The 16,548-nt window shown below is 58.4% G+C and carries 17 protein-coding genes and 1 riboswitch; of the genes, 15 read left to right on the forward strand and 2 right to left on the reverse strand.

The annotated features are described in order from the left end of the window. Positions 1–3 precede the first annotated feature (3 nt). From ACKXF9_RS05605 to ACKXF9_RS05635, 7 genes are all read left to right on the forward strand, one after another. Positions 4–1,911, forward strand: a complete 1,908-nt coding sequence (locus ACKXF9_RS05605) for a bifunctional 4-hydroxy-3-methylbut-2-enyl diphosphate reductase/30S ribosomal protein S1 (protein WP_339395380.1) — start codon at positions 4–6, stop codon at positions 1,909–1,911. Positions 1,912–2,155: 244 nt separating this feature from the next. Continuing rightward, positions 2,156–2,773 carry a GtrA family protein gene (locus ACKXF9_RS05610; protein WP_348584671.1) on the forward strand — a complete coding sequence of 206 codons (618 nt, stop codon included), beginning with the start codon at positions 2,156–2,158 and terminating at the stop codon, positions 2,771–2,773. 230 nt (positions 2,774–3,003) lie between these two features. Next, positions 3,004–3,138 (forward strand): hypothetical protein, encoded by a 135-nt coding sequence (locus ACKXF9_RS05615; protein ID WP_005944717.1) that lies wholly within the window; start codon positions 3,004–3,006, stop codon positions 3,136–3,138. A gap of 15 nt (positions 3,139–3,153) precedes the next feature. Next, on the forward strand, positions 3,154–3,819 hold the full coding sequence (gene deoC / locus ACKXF9_RS05620; RefSeq protein WP_339395377.1) for a deoxyribose-phosphate aldolase: 666 nt from the start codon (positions 3,154–3,156) through the stop codon (positions 3,817–3,819). 166 nt (positions 3,820–3,985) lie between these two features. Further along, positions 3,986–4,084, forward strand: a riboswitch (SAM riboswitch). Between the two features lie 117 nt (positions 4,085–4,201). After that, positions 4,202–5,356: a methionine adenosyltransferase gene (metK, locus tag ACKXF9_RS05625; protein ID WP_249238103.1), complete on the forward strand. Its 1,155-nt coding sequence runs from the start codon at positions 4,202–4,204 to the stop codon at positions 5,354–5,356. A 208-nt stretch (positions 5,357–5,564) separates the two neighbouring features. Then, positions 5,565–5,807: a hypothetical protein gene (locus ACKXF9_RS05630; RefSeq protein WP_249238104.1), complete on the forward strand. Its 243-nt coding sequence runs from the start codon at positions 5,565–5,567 to the stop codon at positions 5,805–5,807. Positions 5,808–5,819: 12 nt separating this feature from the next. Continuing rightward, entirely contained in the window at positions 5,820–6,962 is a 1,143-nt protein-coding gene (locus tag ACKXF9_RS05635; RefSeq protein ID WP_418265547.1) for a ribose-phosphate pyrophosphokinase, read from the forward strand. A 70-nt stretch (positions 6,963–7,032) separates the two neighbouring features. On the opposite strand, the gene ACKXF9_RS05640 is transcribed toward ACKXF9_RS05635, so the two are convergent. Then, entirely contained in the window at positions 7,033–8,367 is a 1,335-nt protein-coding gene (locus ACKXF9_RS05640; protein WP_418265548.1) for an MATE family efflux transporter, read from the reverse strand. An 83-nt stretch (positions 8,368–8,450) separates the two neighbouring features. Beyond that, entirely contained in the window at positions 8,451–9,365 is a 915-nt protein-coding gene (locus ACKXF9_RS05645) for a pyridoxal-phosphate dependent enzyme (protein ID WP_418265549.1), read from the reverse strand. Positions 9,366–9,674: 309 nt separating this feature from the next. Between ACKXF9_RS05645 and ACKXF9_RS05650 the strand changes: the two genes are divergently transcribed. The 8 genes from ACKXF9_RS05650 (at position 9,675) to uvrC (ending at position 16,378) form a co-directional block, all read left to right on the forward strand. Then, positions 9,675–10,055, forward strand: a complete 381-nt coding sequence (locus tag ACKXF9_RS05650; protein WP_249238107.1) for a sigma factor-like helix-turn-helix DNA-binding protein — start codon at positions 9,675–9,677, stop codon at positions 10,053–10,055. A 24-nt stretch (positions 10,056–10,079) separates the two neighbouring features. After that, positions 10,080–11,435 carry a signal recognition particle protein gene (gene ffh, locus ACKXF9_RS05655; protein WP_418265550.1) on the forward strand — a complete coding sequence of 452 codons (1,356 nt, stop codon included), beginning with the start codon at positions 10,080–10,082 and terminating at the stop codon, positions 11,433–11,435. A 92-nt stretch (positions 11,436–11,527) separates the two neighbouring features. Beyond that, positions 11,528–11,770: a 30S ribosomal protein S16 gene (gene rpsP, locus ACKXF9_RS05660; RefSeq protein WP_249238109.1), complete on the forward strand. Its 243-nt coding sequence runs from the start codon at positions 11,528–11,530 to the stop codon at positions 11,768–11,770. A gap of 17 nt (positions 11,771–11,787) precedes the next feature. Next, positions 11,788–12,021 carry a KH domain-containing protein gene (locus ACKXF9_RS05665; RefSeq protein ID WP_005920371.1) on the forward strand — a complete coding sequence of 78 codons (234 nt, stop codon included), beginning with the start codon at positions 11,788–11,790 and terminating at the stop codon, positions 12,019–12,021. A 60-nt stretch (positions 12,022–12,081) separates the two neighbouring features. Then, on the forward strand, positions 12,082–12,618 hold the full coding sequence (rimM, locus tag ACKXF9_RS05670; protein ID WP_249238110.1) for a ribosome maturation factor RimM: 537 nt from the start codon (positions 12,082–12,084) through the stop codon (positions 12,616–12,618). Between the two features lie 3 nt (positions 12,619–12,621). Beyond that, complete coding sequence (gene trmD / locus ACKXF9_RS05675; protein ID WP_418265551.1) at positions 12,622–13,869, forward strand: tRNA (guanosine(37)-N1)-methyltransferase TrmD; 1,248 nt, start codon at positions 12,622–12,624, stop codon at positions 13,867–13,869. 330 nt (positions 13,870–14,199) lie between these two features. Beyond that, positions 14,200–14,463: an HPr family phosphocarrier protein gene (locus tag ACKXF9_RS05680; protein WP_005920365.1), complete on the forward strand. Its 264-nt coding sequence runs from the start codon at positions 14,200–14,202 to the stop codon at positions 14,461–14,463. Between the two features lie 67 nt (positions 14,464–14,530). Continuing rightward, positions 14,531–16,378, forward strand: coding sequence for an excinuclease ABC subunit UvrC (gene uvrC / locus ACKXF9_RS05685; RefSeq protein ID WP_418265552.1), 1,848 nt, complete (start codon positions 14,531–14,533; stop codon positions 16,376–16,378). The last annotated feature ends 170 nt before the right edge of the window (positions 16,379–16,548 follow it).

A 16,548-nucleotide genomic window follows, 5' to 3' on the forward strand; every position in this document is an offset into this window, starting at 1 on the left:
AAGATGGAGATCCGAGTTGCCAAAACGGCGGGGTTCTGCTTTGGCGTCAACCGCGCCGTGGAGCTGACCTATGGACTTCTGGCAGAGGGGCACAGGGTCGCTACGCTGGGCCCGCTGATCCACAACCCGCAGGCGGTGGAGGATATGCAGCGCAAGGGCGCACAGGTGGTGGACACCGTGCAGGATGTGCCTGCCGGGTACGAGGTAGTCATCCGCAGCCACGGCGTGCCCCGCAGCGTTTATGACGAGCTGACGGCCCGCGGCATCCGCTACCATGACGCCACCTGTCCCTTTGTGCAGAAGATCCAGCGCATTGCCGCCGAGGCCGAAAAGGCCGGGGCAGTGCTGCTGGTGGCGGGCGATAAGACCCACCCGGAGGTGCAGGGGATCGTGGGTCACACCCGCGGAGAGGTGTTCGTTTTTGCCGATCTGGCCGAATTGAAGGCGTGGAAAGGCCCCTCTGACCCGCAAAAACCCCTGTTTGCAGTTGCACAGACCACATTTCAGGTTACAAAATGGCAAGAAAGTTCGGAGTTTCTCAAAAAAGCCTATACAAACGCCCGGATTTTTGATACAATATGTAATGCGACGTGGGCGAGGCAACAGGAAGCGGAAGACCTCAGCCAAAAATGCGATATCATTGTTGTCATTGGCGGTCATCATTCTTCCAATACCCAAAAGCTGGTGCAGGTCGCCGCAAAACACACGCGTGCCGTAACGGTCGAGACAGCGAGCGAACTTCGGCCGGAATGGTTTGCAGATGTTAAAGTGGCGGGCGTGACAGCCGGGGCTTCAACGCCATCGTCTATTATTGAGGAGGTACTTAACAGTATGAGCGCAGAAATCAATGACAGCATGAGCTTTGAGGAGATGCTGAATGCATCCGAGGAAAAGCGTGTTCATGCAGGCAGTATTGTGAAAGGAATCGTGACCAGCATCTCTGCCAACGAGATCCAGGTGGATATCGGAGCGAAGCAGACCGGCTTTGTCAAGCTGAGCGAGCTGACCGATGATTCCTCCGCCAAGGTCGAAGACCTGGTGAAGGTTGGCGATGAGCTGGACCTCATCGTCGAGAAGGTTATGGATCAGGATGGCGTCATCCAGCTCTCCCGCAAGAAGCTCGCATCTCGCAAGGGCATGGAAGAGATCGCTAAGGCCGCTGAGTCCGGCGAGGTCGTCGAGGGCGACGTCACCGAGTTCAACAAGGGCGGCGTTGTGGTCAACGTCAAGGGCGTCAAGGTGTTCGTTCCCCGTTCTCAGGCTACTATGCGCCGTGATGAGGACTACACCGCTCTGGTTGGCCAGCACGTTCAGCTGGTTGTCACCGAGTGCTCCGGCCGCAAGATCGTCGGCAGCATCAATAAGGTGACCGCTGAGCAGAACAAGGCAAAGCGTGAAGAGTTCTGGGCAAACGTTGAGGTGGGCAAGACCTACACCGGCGTTGTCAAGAGCCTGACTTCTTACGGTGCATTCGTCGATATCGGCGGTGTGGACGGCCTGTGCCACATCAGCGAGCTGAGCTGGAACCGCATCAAGCATCCCTCTGAGGTCGTCTCCGTTGGCGACACCATCGAGGTGTATGTGAAGGACATCGACACCGAGAACCACAAGGTCTCTCTGGGCTACAAGAAGGCTGAGGACAACCCCTGGGAGCAGCTGAAGAACAACTACCCCATCGGCAGCACCTTCCATGCTCCGGTCGTGTCCCTGACCAAGTTCGGTGCATTCGTCCGTATCCTGCCGGGTATCGACGGTCTGGTCCACATCAGCGAGATCAGCAATGACCGCGTTGAGAAGGTCTCCGACGTACTGAAGGTCGGCGATATGGTCGATGTGAAGCTGCTGGATGTTGACTTCGACAAGAAGCGCATCAGCCTGTCCATGAAGGCTCTGCTGAACGACGCTGAGTAATCAGCCCCTCGTTCGGAAGAAAAGCTTCTGACACAATGCGATCAACAGCCCCGTTGCCGGGAAAACGGCGGCGGGGCTGTTTTTGTTAAGGAGAGAACCCTCTCAGTCACCTGCGGTGACAGCTCCCCCGAAGGGGAGGGCTTTTGGCAAAAGAGGGCAGGCTCGCCGCGCCCGCAATAAAACCTCGCCCTTCGGGAGAGGTGGACGCGAGCAGCGCGAGCGGACGGAGAGGGTTTGACGAACTATGATAAATTTTTTCAAAAAGCACTGGGAAGTGCTGAGCTATCTGGTTTTCGGCGTGCTGTGCACCCTGCTGAACATTGTGCTGTATGCGCTGTTCAACAAGCTGTTCGGCTACACTGCCGCCAACAGCTGGGGCAATGTGCTGGATAACATCCTGTGCATCCTGTTCGCCTACGCCACCAACCGCGCCTTTGTGTTCCGCAGCAAGACTACCGGCAAAGCCATGGCAAAAGAGTTTGGCACCTTTGTTACCTGCCGTCTGGGTACGATGCTGCTGGACACGGCGATCATGCTGGTGCTGGGCAATCTGCTGGCTGCGCAGGGTGCAGCGCTGATGGACAACTTAATGCAGGGGGCACTGAGCGTGGTGTCCCACTGGTTTGGCCCGGATACGGCCATCCAGATGGCAGCATCCTATGCAGGCACACCGGCGGGGGTCATGGATGGCTCTGCCGCTATTGCCGTCATCGGCGGTGCAGACGGCCCCACGGCGATCTTTGTTACCAGCCGCTACAATGCGCAGGCACTGTGGGGCCTTGCCGTGAAGGTGTTTTCCAATGTACTGGTGATCGTGCTGAACTATGTGTTCAGCAAGCTGATCATTTTTAAGAAAAAGTAAGCAGAACCCTCTCAGTCGCCTGACGGCGATAGATTCCCCTTTTTGCCGTCTGCGCGGCATCTTCCCCCGGACGGGGGAAGTCTTTCCTCGAAGGGCGAGCTTTTTTGCAGGAGAAGAAAAACTTCTCCTCCGAGCATAAAGCTCCCCCATTCGGGGGAGCTGGCATCGAGCGTATGCGAGATGACTGAGAGGGTTTTACAAATCATCAACACTTTAGGAGGTACGGTTTTATGAAGCGTGGTCTGAAAGGTTTTGCATTTCTGGTCTCCGGTCTGGTACTGGGCATCATTGGTGCAACGGTCTCTGCAACTGCAATTGCCCTGAGTGCTGTCGGCATGGCAAAGGTGCGCCGTGCCAGCAAGTAAAACGGAGGAAACAAGATGAATCGTGAAGAAATTCTCTCCCATGTCGATCATACTCTGCTGAAGCCGGAGGCTACCTGGCCCCAGATCCAGACCCTGTGCGACGAAGCCATTGCAAACCATACCGCATCCGTCTGCATCAACACCTGCTATGTGAAGCAGGCGGTGGAGTATATGGCGGGCCGTATCCCGGTGTGCTGCGTGGTGGGCTTCCCTCTGGGTGCCATGGATACTGCCAGCAAGGCCTTTGAGGCAAAGACTGCCATCGAGAACGGCGCCGCCGAGGTGGATATGGTCATTAACATCGGCCGCCTGAAGAACAAGGAGTACGATGCCGTGCGCGAGGATATCCGCGCTGTGAAGCAGGCGGTGGGCGATAAGATCCTGAAGGTCATCATCGAGACCTGCCTGCTGACCGATGAAGAAAAAGAAAAGATGTGCGATATCGTCTGCGAGGCAGGCGCTGACTACATCAAGACCAGCACCGGCTTCTCCACTGCCGGTGCAAACTTCCACGATGTGGAGCTGATGGTCAAGGGCGTGCATGGCCGCTGCAAGGTCAAGGCTGCCGGCGGCATCTCCACCGTGGAGGATATGGAGACCTTCCTTGCGCTGGGTGCCGACCGTCTGGGCACCTCCCGTGCCGTCAAGATCCTGAACGGCGAACAGGCAAAGGGCTACTGAGCAAACTTTATGGAAAAGGCACGGCTGAGGCTGTGCTTTTTCTTTTTTGGGACCCCAAAAGCCGCAAAAGCTTCATCAAAATTGGAAGAATGTATAAAAAGAGTGATACTCTTCTTGACAATCTGACGAAGCAATGATAGAATATTCAACGTACCAACTGAATACCGACTTATCAAGAGCGGCTGAGGGGACAGGCCCTGTGAAGCCCGACAACCTGCGCGTGAGCGTAAGGTGCCAAATCCTGCGGGAAACCGAGAGATAAGAGTGCAACGCTCAGAGCTTTCGGGCTCTGGGCGCTTTTATTTTTCGCGCAAAAAAGCTTGAACGGAATGTTGGAGCAAGAAATACACACCCTGCTGTAAAAAATTAGGAGGCAAAACAAATGGCAAGACACCTGTTTACTTCTGAGTCCGTCACCGAAGGACATCCCGATAAGATCTGCGACCAGATCTCGGATGCCATTCTGGACGAGATCCTGACCCACGACCCCAATGCCCGCGTGGCCTGCGAGACCTGCGCATCCACCGGCCTTGTCCACATCATGGGCGAGATCACCACCAACTGCTATGTCGATTTCCAGAAGATCGTCCGCGAGGTGGTGGCAGATATTGGCTACACCCGCGCAAAGTTCGGCTTTGACGCCGATACCTGTGCCGTCATCTCCAACATCGACGGCCAGAGCCCCGACATCGCACTGGGCACCAACGATCAGGTGGGCGGTGCAGGCGATCAGGGCATGATGTTCGGCTATGCCTGCGATGAGACCCCGGAGCTGATGCCCATGCCCATCAGTCTGGCTCACAAGCTGGCAAAGCGCCTGACCGAGGTGCGCAAGAACGGCGAGATGGACTATCTGCGTCCGGACGGCAAGAGTCAGGTCACTGTGGAGTACGATGAGAACAACAAGCCCGTGCGTGTGGATGCTGTGGTCATCTCCAGCCAGCACAGCGAGAGCGTCAGCATGGAACAGCTGCGCGCCGATGTGATGGAAAAGGTCATCAAGGCCACCATCCCCGCTGAGCTGCTGGACGAGAACACCAAGTACTATATCAACCCCACCGGCCGCTTCGTTGTGGGCGGCCCGCAGGGTGACACCGGCCTGACCGGCCGCAAGATCATCGTGGACACCTACGGCGGCTATGCCCGTCACGGCGGCGGTGCCTTCTCCGGCAAGGACCCCAGCAAGGTGGACCGCAGCGCTGCCTATGCGACCCGCTGGGTGGCAAAGAACATCGTGGCTGCAGGTCTTGCCAAGCAGTGCGAAGTGCAGGTGGCGTATGCCATCGGCGTGGCAAAGCCCGTGTCCATCATGGTGGATACCTTCGGCACCGGCACTGTTGCCGATGAAACGATCGAGAAGGCTGTGGAGAAGGTGTTTGACCTGACCCCCGCCGCCATCATCCGCGAACTCGACCTGCGCAAGCCCATCTACCGCAAGCTGGCTGCATACGGCCACATGGGCCGCGAGGATCTGGGCGTGAAGTGGGAAAACACCGACCGCGTGGATGCCCTGAAGGCTGCGGTCGCTGCCCTGTAAGCGGAACACAAAATACCTATCGCTATCATATAAGATAAGAAGGCATCTGCAACAATCGCTTCTGAGTTTCAGAAGATCAGCGAACTTGTTGCAGATGCCTTTGTTTTTGCGGCTCTGCCGGGGAGGGTGAACGAGCAAAAACAGAAGCATCTCTGCTGCCCGACACACGGCAGTTTCCTCTCCGGGAAGGGCTCTCCCGGGAGGTGATTTGGACAAAGAAAAAGTCCTACTTTTCCGTGAAAATCAGCCGAAATTTGCGAAATGGCAGGGAATTGACTGTCTTTTTGTCGAAAACACACAGTCTCTGTTTGAAAAAGGTAAAACAGATGTGCAAGGCGCAGAAAATCGTCAGCTGAAACAAATTGATATGGCACAAATGTCAAATTGTGATAAAATAAAGATAGATATGCACTTTCGTGTGACGATCATTCGGATTGTACAGCAGCAATAAGGAGTTGTGATTATGTCCATTGAAATTTCCCCGAAGTCGTTCTTTGAGCAGCCCAGCGTGGCCGATATGCGTCTCATCGCCTGCCCCGGTGCGGAGGAGCTTACCGGCCTGATCGACAAGCACCTGACCCGCTGGGCCAAAGAAGCCGGCATCGATAAGGAGACCTTTATCATCCCCTGCGACTGCCCCCGCTTCCAGAGCGGCGACGCCAAGGGTCTGGTGAAGGAGTCGGTGCGCGGCGACGATATCTTCATCGTGGTCGATCCCGGCAACTACAGTGTGACCTACAAGCTGTTCAACTACGAGAACCACATGTCTCCGGACGATCACTTCGCCAACCTGAAGCGCCTGATCCAGGCAGTGGCCGGCAAGGCACACCGTGTGTCAGTCATTATGCCCAGCCTGTACGGCGGCCGTCAGCATCGCCGTGTGGTGCGCGAAAGTCTGGACTGCGCTGTGGCCCTGCAGGAGCTGCAGACCATGGGTGTGCGCAACATCATCACCTTTGATGCTCATGACCCCCGCGTGCAGAACGCTGTGCCGCTGATGAGCTTCGATAACGCAATGCCCACCTATCAGGTGCTGAAGAGCCTGCTGAAGAAGGACCCGGACATCTCCTTTGATAAGAGCAAGTTCACCGTGGTCAGCCCGGACGAGGGTGCTATGAACCGCAACATGTACTTCTCCAGCGTGCTGGGCTGCAATCTGGGCATGTTCTACAAGCGCCGCGATTACACCCGCGTGGTGAACGGCCGCAACCCCATCGTTGCCCACGAGTATCTGGGCGAGAGCGTGGAGGGCAAGACCGTCTTCATCGCTGACGATATCATCGCATCCGGCGAGAGCATGCTGGAGGTTGCCGGCAACCTGAAGGAGCGCGGCGCAGGCCGCATCATCGCCAACGCGACCTTCCCCCTGTTCACCAGCGGTCTGGAGAAGTTCGACAAGGCTGTGGCTGAGGGCAAGCTGACCTACGTTGTGGGCACCAACCTGACCTACCGTATGCCTGAGCTGCTCACCCGCGACTGGTATGTGGATGTGGACGTTTCCAAGTACGCCGCATACTTCGTGGTGGCGCTGAACCACGATATGTCTGTTTCCAGCATCATCGACCCGCTGAAGAAGATCGAGAACCTGCTGGCAAGCCGCAAGTAAGTTTAATACGAAAAAGGCTCTGCATCCTGCGATGCAGAGCCTTTTTCGTATCACAAATCAAATAAAACGATCATAACTCGTCCTCATGGCTGCGCAGATACCGCACCAGCAGGGGCAGCTCGTAGACCAGCATGACGACCCAGCCGACGACATAACTGTAGGGCAGCGCTTCGATCTCCAGCTTCCACATCAGTACGAACACGGCTGCTGCGGCTGCACGGAACAGCATGTTGATGGTGCTGGACACCAGCGTGACCTTCAGGTCGCCGACGCCGCGGAAGAAGCCCTGAATGCCGTTGGTGAAAGCGGGCATCAGATAGAACAGGGACACGGTGCGCAGGAAACGCACGCCCAGATGGATGACCTCCGGGTCGGTGACGAACAGCTTCATGATGAAGGGCGCACCGCCGAAGCACACCACGGCGATCAGCACACCGTAAACACCTTCGATGCGCATGCCGCAGAGGAAGCCCTGCTTCACGCGGTCATGCTTGCCGGCGCCCCGGTTCTGTGCCATCAGGGTGGTCATGGCGTGGCCGATGTTCTGCTGCGGGGTGTAGGCAAAGTCGTCGATGCGGGAAGCAGCGGTAAATGCGGCCATGGTGCTCACGCCCATGGTGTTCACGATGGCCTGCACCGCGATCTTGCCCAGCTGCACGGTGGCCTGCTGCATGGCGCTGGCCCAGCCATAACTGACTGTTTTGCGCAGCAGACTGCCGTCAAATACCAGCCAGCGCCTGCCCAACTGCAGGATGGGCACCTTCCAGCGGATGTACAGCACGCACAGCACGCAGCACAGTGCCTCGCTGATCACGGTGGAAAGGGCGCAGCCGTTGCTGCCCCAGTTCAGAACCTCCACAAAAAACAGGTCACCGCCGATGTTCAGCACCGAGCTGATCATCAGAAAGTACAGCGCGCTTTTGCTGTCGCCCAGCGCACGCATGGTGGCGGCAAGGAAGTTATAGAAAAAGGTGAAGATCAGGCCCGCAAACACGATGCGCAGGTAGTTCACCGCAATGGGCAGAATATCGGCGGGCACCTGCATCAGCTGCAGCAGGGGCGTGGCCAGAATGACGCACAGCGCCGAGAATGCCAGCGAGAACACGGTGCCCGCGATGGCGGTGGTGGACACCTGACGTTCCACCAGCCGGGTGTCGCCTGCACCAAAGGCGGTGCTGACCAGAATGCCGGCGCCCAGACACATGCCGTTGATGAACAGGATGGCCAGAGTCATGAGCGGGTTGGAGGTGCCTACAGCAGCAAGAGCTTCCTCGCCCACGAACTTGCCCACGATGATGCTGTCGGCGGCGTTGTAGGTGAGCTGGAACAGATTGCCCAGCACCAACGGGATCGTAAAGCGGATCAGGAGCGGAGTAATGGCTCCCTTTGTCATATCGTTCGTCATTGGAATTTGGGAAGGTCCTTTCTTATAAGTAAGATAGGGAAGATACAGCAGGACGGAGCGGATGCGACCGGCCTGCTGTAATATTATAATGTGTTGATCAGCTGCCGCCCGGGCAGGATGGCAAGGGCAGAGCGGCTGGCCCCCACATGGATGAGCTGTGCGGCCGCCTGCAGAACAGCACCGGACGCCACCGAAGCCGGGATGGCATCGGTGTGCAGCACCTTTTGCGCGGCCCGCTGCGCGTCGGTGGTGTTCACCGCTACCACGTTGTCCACCACATAGGCGTTGAAGTTTTCCGGCACAAAGCCATAGCCCAGATCGCTGATGCCGTGGGGGCCGGTGAGACCGCCGCCCAGCGCCTGCGATTCGTAGGGCTCCACGGCGGCGATGCGCACATCGTTGGTCCAGGCCTTGATGGTCTCACCCACGCCCGTTACAGTGCCGCCGCTGCCCACGCCGATCACGATGGCATCCACGGCGCTCCTGCCCTCACGGGCGATGTTCTGCACGATGGCCGGGCCGGTGACGCGGCGGTGGTATTCGGGGTTGTCATCGTTGGCAAGCCAGTCCATGTAGTACCAGCCGTTGGCGGCAGCGGTCTGTGCCGCCAGACGGCGGGCACCGTTCACACCGCTGCGGGCCGGGCTGTGGCGGATCTGGGCACCCAGCCGCAGCAGGGTCTCCTGCCGCAGGGCGGGGGCGTCCTCCGGCATCACCAGCACCACCGGATGCCCGGCAGTAAGGCCCGCCAGCGTCAGCGCGGCGGCAAAGGGGCCGGAGGCAGCTTCGATGATGGGCTGGCCGGTGTTCAGCTTCTTTTTCTCGATGGCGAGGGCGAGCATCCCTTCGGCAAGGCCGTCCCGGGCGGTGCCGGTGGGGCCTGCAAAGTCCAGATAGGCATACAAACGCCCTTTCAGCCCGCAGGCGGCGGCATAGCCCCGCAGCTCCACGATGGGGCAGGCGCTGAGCGTCTGGTAAAAATTGGGGTAGATCGGCACGGGAAAACTCCTTTCAAGAGGATGCATCCTGCTCAGACGTCGTTTGGCAGCGGCCAGCCCTTCGGGAAGGCTGCCGAACGCAGCAAGACTGAGAGGGTTTGTTTGGATACAACAATCTTATCCTAACGCAAAAGACCCCGGTGCGTCAAGCGGTATTTTGGCAAAAACAGCGAATTTTTGCCGGATTTTCTGGAAAAAATCCCGGAATGCCCTTGACAGCAGACAGGGTATCTGCTATAATTCATCCGTAAAGCAGATGAACTTTACATCACTTCTCGAAAGCACAGGCACAAAACCGGGGGTCAGAGGATGGCAAAAGATCTGGAAATGGGCTATCTGCTGGACTTCTACGGCGAGGTGCTCACCGAAAAGCAGCGCGAGATGCTGCGCCAGTATTACAACGACGACCTTTCGCTGAGCGAGATCGGCGAAAACTTCGGCATCACCCGTCAGGGTGCGCGGGACGCCATCAAGCATGGCGAGAACGCGCTGAAGGAGCTGGAGGAAAAGGTCGGGTTTGCGGCCCGCTACCGCCGGGTGCAGCAGAAGCTGGAGGAGCTGGAGCAGATGGTCATTGATGCACGGTTCGAGTGCACCGGCCCAAATGGCCTGACCACCACCGAGTATGAACACCAGCTGACCGGGATGCTGAAGCTGATCCGTTCCATCGACGAAGCGAACGAGAGCTGAAACTTGTGAAAGGAGCACCGCACAATGGCATTTGAATCCCTTACCGACCGCCTTGCCGGTGTGTTCAAAAAGCTGCGCGGTCACGGCAAGCTGACCGAGGCAGATATCAAGGCCGCCATGCGCGAGGTGCGCATGGCACTGCTGGAAGCGGATGTCAACTACAAGGTCGCCAAGGACTTCTGCACGAAGGTGTCCGAGCGCGCCATGGGTCAGGAGGTCATGGAGAGCCTGACCCCGGCCCAGCAGGTGGTCAAGATCGTCAACGAAGAGCTGGTTGCCCTGATGGGCGGCAGCGAAGCGGCCCGTTTGAACATCAAGAACAAGGGCCAGACCGTCATCATGCTCTGCGGCCTGCAGGGCAATGGTAAGACCACCCATGCCGCAAAGCTGGCAAAATACTTTATCAAACAGGGCCGCCGCCCCATGCTGGTGGCCTGCGATATTTACCGCCCTGCGGCCATCGATCAGCTGCAGGTGGTGGGCAAACAGGCGGGCGCACCGGTGTTCACGCTGCCGGGTGCAAAGCCGCCGGAAATTGCAAAGAAGGCGCTGGCGCACGCCAGGGATTACGGCAATGACATCGTGATCCTGGATACCGCCGGCCGTCTGCAGATCGACGATGTGCTCATGCAGGAGCTGGTGGATATCAAGGAAGCCGTTCCTGTGGACGAGACCCTGCTGGTGGTGGACGCCATGGCCGGTCAGGACGCCGTGAACGTTGCCAAGACCTTCAACGAGAAGGTGAGCATCGACGGCATCATCCTCACCAAGACCGACGGCGATACCCGCGGCGGTGCGGCACTTTCGGTGCTGGCCGTTACCGGGAAGCCCATCAAGTTCCAGGGCACCGGCGAAAAGCTGGACGATCTGGATGTGTTCCATCCCGACCGCATGGCAAGCCGCATTCTGGGCATGGGCGATGTGTTGAGCCTGATCGAACGCGCACAGGAGACAGCAGACGAAAAGGCTGCCGAGGAGACCGCCCGGCGGATGATGGAGAACAAGTTCGACATGAACGACATGCTGGACCAGTTCGCACAGATCCGCAAGATGGGCGGTGCAGGCGCGATGCTGAGCATGCTGCCCGGCGGCAGCGGCATCGATCCCAGTCAGGTCGATGAAAAGGCGTTCGACCGCATTGAGGCCATGATCTATTCCATGACCAAAGAAGAACGCGAGAAGCCCTCCATCATCAATCCCAAGCGCAAGCGCCGCATCGCGGCCGGCAGCGGTACCACCGTGGCCGACGTGAACAAGCTGCTCAAGCAGTTTGAGATGATGCAGAAGATGATGAAGCAGTTCAAAAAGAGCCCCAAGGGCTTTGCCCGCCGCTTGGGCGGCATGATGGGAAATCCCGGTGCCTTCCGCGGGCTGAAATGATTTTTTTGTGATACAACCCCCTTGCGGGTTTGTACAATATAAACAACGCGCCCGCAAGGGCCGCACAAAACAATTTTTGGAGGATATTTACCATGGCAGTTAAGATTCGTCTGCGCCGCGTCGGCGCCAAGAAGGCTCCCTTCTATCGTGTTGTTGTTGCTGACAGCCGCTTCCCCCGCGACGGCCGTTTCATCGAGGAGATCGGCACCTACGATCCCAACCAGGAGCCCTCTGTGATCAAGATCGACGCTGAGAAGGCAAAGCAGTGGATCGCCAACGGCGCACAGCCCACTGATACCGTTCGCGTCCTGCTGAAGAAGTCCAACGTTCTGTAAGTAGGGAGGGCTGACTCATGCAGGAGCTGTTGCTGGCAGTTGCCCGCGGTCTCGTGGAGGACAAAGACGCCGTCAAGGTCACGGTGGACGAGCCCCGCGAGGACGGCACCATCGTCTACCACCTGAGCGTGGCAGAGGGAGATATGGGCCGTGTCATCGGCAAGCAGGGCCGGATCGCAAAAGCCATTCGTGTGGTGATGCGCGCGGCTGCTGTGCGGGTCGATGAAAAGGTCCTTGTTGAGATCGACTGAGCACCCTACAGGCCCTTTGCCCTTGCGGCAAGGGGCCTTTTTGATTATAGGAGCAAATATATGCAGCAATATCTGGAAGCGGGCAAGGTCGTGACCACCCACGGCGTGCGCGGCGAAATGAAGCTGGAGCTTTGGTGCGACGGCGTCAACTTTCTGAAAAAGGTGGGCAGACTGTACGCATCGGCCCAGGGCGGCAGGGCATGGAAAATCGTCTCCATCCGTGCGCAGGGCCAGATGGCGCTGCTGCAGCTGGAGGGAGTCAACGATATGGACGCCGCCCGTGCACTGCGCGGGCAGGTGTTTTACTTTGACCGCAACGACGCCACCCTGCCCGCAGGCCGTTGGTATGTGGCCGACCTCATCGGGTGTGAAGTGCGGGATGCCGACACCGGCAGGGTGTACGGCGTTGTGACCAGCGTGGACCATCCCGGTGCACAGGATATCTACACCGTCAAAGCCCCCAGCGGCAAGGAATATATGTTCCCGGGCGTGGACGCCTTTTTGAAAGAGCGCAACCCGCCGGAGGGTTATCTCCTTGTTACCCCCATCCCGGGCCTGCTGGATGACGACTTTGACAGCGAACGGGAGGAAGAGTGAGCTATGGGGATGCGCGTGGACATCGTGACCCTGTTTCCGGAAATGTGCCAGCAGGTGCTGGATGCCAGCATCATCGGGCGCGCGGCAAAGAAGGGCTTTATTGAGACCCACTGCCACCAGATCCGGGACTACACCCTGAACAAACAGAAGCAGACCGACGATTACCCCTACGGCGGCGGCTGCGGCATGGTGCTGTATGCCCAGCCCATCGCAGACTGCCTGCGTGCCGTGCAGCAGGAAGTGGCTGCACAGGGCCGTCCGGCCCCGCATATCGTATTCCTGACGGCAGGCGGCCAGCGCTATACCGAGGAGCACGCAAAGCGGCTGGCCCAGTACGATAACCTGACACTGGTATGCGGCCACTATGAGGGCATCGACGAGCGCGTGATCGAGGCATTTGCGGACGAGGAGATCTCCATTGGTGACTACATCCTCACCGGCGGCGAGCTGGCCAGCCTTGTGGTGGCAGACAGTGTGCTGCGCCTGAAGCCCGGCGTGCTGGCAGAGCAGAAGGGCTACGAGGAAGAAAGCTACTGGGACGGCCTGCTGGAGTATCCCCAGTACACCCGCCCCGAGGTGTGGGAGGGCCGCGCAGTGCCGCAGGTGCTGCTGGGCGGCGACCACCAGAAGATCGATGCATGGCGCAGTGAGCAGAGCCGGGAGCGCACCCGCCTGCGCCGCCCGGAGCTGTATGAGCAGTGGTGCAGGAGCCACCCTGTGGAGGAGCTGCCCAAGTGGAAGCGCGGCGAGAACATGCGCCTTGTCAAGACCGATGAGCAGTTTGCCGCCGCTGCCCGCATCTTTGTGGAGGGACGGCGTGCGACCTGTGCCGAGAACTGGACCCCGGAATACTGCGCCAGCCTCAACGAGGAAGAGTACCTGCTGCAGCTGCGGCAGGAAAAGGCCGCCGGCTGGGCATGCTATCTGCACACCACCAAGGAGGTGCCGGACGGCATCGTGAGCATCAACCACAAGGTGGGGCACATTGAACATCTGTTCGTCACCGAGGAGGCGCGCGGCAGGGGCATCGGCATGAAGATGCTGGACTTTGCCCGCAAAAAGCTCAGCGAGCACGAGCACCCGGTGCTGAGCGTGCTGAACACCAACACCCGGGCCATTGCGCTTTACACCCGCATGGGCTGGGAAATGACCAGCGGCACCGAGCTGGAATTCACGCCGGAGCAGTATCCGGCTGTGGTGAAAAAGTGCGCGCTGGTCTGGATGCGGTACGAGGGCGGCGCACAGAAGTGATCCCCGGCCCCGGTCAGGGGCGCACAAAAGCGGGAAAACGGGTGCGCAAAGCATGGCTGCAAGTGCCAAAAACGTACAAAAATGACAGAGTTATGGGCCGATGGTCGAAAAAATGTTGAAAACTTTTGTATCTACCCTCTAACCTTCGGGGAATAATTTTATTATCTTTGTACAAATAATGAAAAATGGGCCCCTTTTCATTGGAGAAACCGCCAAAAATACGCCGGAGGGCTGTACAACCGTTTCGACTTGCGCTAAAATAATCGTAACGCAACAGGCACACTATACAGATTCTATACCCAAAACGATATTAGATAGGAGCGCTTTACTATGTACGTGAAAGAAGTTACCGTTGAAAATCAGGTTGGTCTGCACGCTCGTCCGGCTACCTTCTTCATCCAGAAGGCTAACGAGTTCAAGTCTTCCATCTGGGTCGAGAAGGAAGAACGCCGCGTGAACGCAAAGAGCCTGCTGGGCGTTCTGTCTCTGGGCATCGTGGGCGGCACCACCATCCGCATCATCGCTGACGGCGCTGATGAGCAGGCTGCAGTGGACGGCCTGATCAAGCTGGTGGAGTCCGGCTTTGCGGAGTAATCTGTACCAATAAAATGGAGCGGCGGGGGAACCTGCCGCTTTTTTGTTTTTTGCTTAAGGAGATGCCATGACCAAAGCGGAACTCTACCAGAAGGCCTGTATGCTGCCGCTGCTGCCCGGGGTGTATATCATCCGGGATAAAAGCGACACCATCATTTATATCGGCAAGGCAAAGCGGCTGCGCATCCGGGTGAGCCAGTATTTCCGCGAAGGCGTGCCCCACGACAACAAGGTCAGCCAGATGATCGCCCACGCCTACGCCTTTGATGTGATCGTGTGTCAGAGCGAGTTCGAAGCACTGGTGCTGGAAGCAAGCCAGATCAAGGCCCACACTCCCAAGTACAACATCCTGCTGAAGGACGACAAGGGCTACAGCTATATCAAGGTGACAAAGGAGCCATGGCCCCGGCTCTCCTTCGTGCTGCAAAAGGAGGAGGACGATGCCGAGTATATCGGCCCCTATACCTCCAGTTTTGCGGCCCGGCAGATGGCGGAAACGGCCATGGATGCCTTTCAGCTGCCGCGCTGCAATAAACGCTTCCCGCAGGAGATCGGCAGGGGACGCCCCTGCCTGAATGCGCACATCGGTAAGTGCATGGCAGTGTGCAGCGGAAAGATCCGCTGCGAGACCTACAACGAGGCGGTCAAGAATGCTGTGCACCTGATCCGCTACGGCAAAAAGGACATCCTGAAGATCCTTAACGAGCGGATGCAGGAGGCCTCGGACCGGCTGGAATTTGAGACGGCGGCCCTGCTGCGGGACCAGATCGCAGCCATCACCAAGGTGAGCGCCGGGCAGAAGGTCATTGTGGACCCGGATGTGGAGATGGACGTGGTGGCGCTGGCAGGCACGCCGGACAGCGTGTGTGCGGCGGTGCTGCGCTTCCGGGACGGACGGCTGACCGACAAGCGGGAGTTTTTGTTCCACGATACCTCGGACATCGCCGCCGTGCGGGAGGAATTTCTGCCCCGGTATTATCTGGATGACGAGCAGATCCCCAAGATCATTGCGGTGGACGAGCTGCCGCCGGACAGCGACGCTTTGCAGCAGGCGCTGAACGAAAAGCGCGGCAGTGAGGTGCAGCTGTATGTGCCCCAGCGGGGCGATAAGGCCCATCTGGTGGAGATGGCCCACACCAACGCGGTGGAGCGTCTTGCCCGGGAGAGCGGTCGTTACGCCCGGGAGGAAAAACTGCTGGATGAGCTGGCGCAGGTGCTGGGCCTTGCAAAGCCGCCCCGGGCTATTGAGAGTTACGATATCTCCAACTGGGGCGATGGCTCCAGCGTCTGCGGCATGGTCACCTTCAGGGATGGCAAGCCCTATAAGGCGGGCTACCGCAGATTCAAAATGAAGACGGTGGCGGGCACTGACGACTATGCATCACTGGCAGAGACTGTCTCCCGGCGGGCGGCAGAGTATGAAAAGTACGCAGAGCTTGCAAAAAAGGGAGAACCCTGCAGCAACTGGTTCGGACAGAAGCCGGATCTGCTTTTGATGGACGGCGGCAGGGGGCAGGTGAGCGCGGCAAAGGAAGCACTGGCCGGGACTGCCCTTGCGGATGTGCCGCTCTACGGCATGGTGAAGGACGACCACCACCGTACCCGTGCCATCGTGGACAGCGAGGGGCGGGAGATCGCCATCAACATGAACCGGGGCACCTTTACCTTTATCACGGCCATTCAGGACGAGACCCATCGTTTTGCCAATGCCTACCGCAAGCAGCAGATGAAGCAGAAGAGTTATTCCTCCACCCTGACCGAGATCCCCGGCATCGGCCCCAAGACAGCCAAGGCGCTGATGGCCCAGTTCAAAAGCGTGGGCGCGGTGAAGGAAGCCACGCCTGACCAGCTGGAAAACACCCCCGGCGTGGGAAAACAGACGGCACAGACCATCTACGAGTATTTTCACGCATAAAACCCTCTCAGTCATCGCTGCGCGATGCCAGCTCTCTCGAAAGGGAGAGCTTTTTGCATTTGCCGGTTATGGCCCTTCCCGTGAAAAGGCAAAACCCGGCAGACCGCAGTCTGCCGGGTTTTGTAATATTAAAATGAATTTTCCGCTGAAAATGCCCAGAGCAAAGCGGA

The sequence above is a fragment of the Faecalibacterium sp. 9 genome (genome assembly GCF_048320955.1).
In the GTDB taxonomy this organism is placed as follows: Bacteria; Bacillota; Clostridia; order Oscillospirales; family Ruminococcaceae; genus Faecalibacterium; species Faecalibacterium wellingii.

What these genes read in the sequence shown, in the direction of transcription:
- ACKXF9_RS05605 (WP_339395380.1), top strand. Translation starts at nt 4, where the DNA reads ATGGAGATCCGAGTTGCCAAAACGGCGGGGTTCTGCTTTGGCGTCAAC.
- ACKXF9_RS05610 (WP_348584671.1), top strand. Translation starts at nt 2,156, where the DNA reads ATGATAAATTTTTTCAAAAAGCACTGGGAAGTGCTGAGCTATCTGGTT.
- ACKXF9_RS05615 (WP_005944717.1), top strand. Translation starts at nt 3,004, where the DNA reads ATGAAGCGTGGTCTGAAAGGTTTTGCATTTCTGGTCTCCGGTCTGGTA.
- deoC (WP_339395377.1), top strand. Translation starts at nt 3,154, where the DNA reads ATGAATCGTGAAGAAATTCTCTCCCATGTCGATCATACTCTGCTGAAG.
- metK (WP_249238103.1), top strand. Translation starts at nt 4,202, where the DNA reads ATGGCAAGACACCTGTTTACTTCTGAGTCCGTCACCGAAGGACATCCC.
- ACKXF9_RS05635 (WP_418265547.1), top strand. Translation starts at nt 5,820, where the DNA reads ATGTCCATTGAAATTTCCCCGAAGTCGTTCTTTGAGCAGCCCAGCGTG.
- ACKXF9_RS05640 (WP_418265548.1), bottom strand. Translation starts at nt 8,367, where the DNA reads ATGACGAACGATATGACAAAGGGAGCCATTACTCCGCTCCTGATCCGC.
- ACKXF9_RS05650 (WP_249238107.1), top strand. Translation starts at nt 9,675, where the DNA reads ATGGCAAAAGATCTGGAAATGGGCTATCTGCTGGACTTCTACGGCGAG.
- ffh (WP_418265550.1), top strand. Translation starts at nt 10,080, where the DNA reads ATGGCATTTGAATCCCTTACCGACCGCCTTGCCGGTGTGTTCAAAAAG.
- rpsP (WP_249238109.1), top strand. Translation starts at nt 11,528, where the DNA reads ATGGCAGTTAAGATTCGTCTGCGCCGCGTCGGCGCCAAGAAGGCTCCC.
- ACKXF9_RS05665 (WP_005920371.1), top strand. Translation starts at nt 11,788, where the DNA reads ATGCAGGAGCTGTTGCTGGCAGTTGCCCGCGGTCTCGTGGAGGACAAA.
- rimM (WP_249238110.1), top strand. Translation starts at nt 12,082, where the DNA reads ATGCAGCAATATCTGGAAGCGGGCAAGGTCGTGACCACCCACGGCGTG.
- trmD (WP_418265551.1), top strand. Translation starts at nt 12,622, where the DNA reads ATGGGGATGCGCGTGGACATCGTGACCCTGTTTCCGGAAATGTGCCAG.
- ACKXF9_RS05680 (WP_005920365.1), top strand. Translation starts at nt 14,200, where the DNA reads ATGTACGTGAAAGAAGTTACCGTTGAAAATCAGGTTGGTCTGCACGCT.
- uvrC (WP_418265552.1), top strand. Translation starts at nt 14,531, where the DNA reads ATGACCAAAGCGGAACTCTACCAGAAGGCCTGTATGCTGCCGCTGCTG.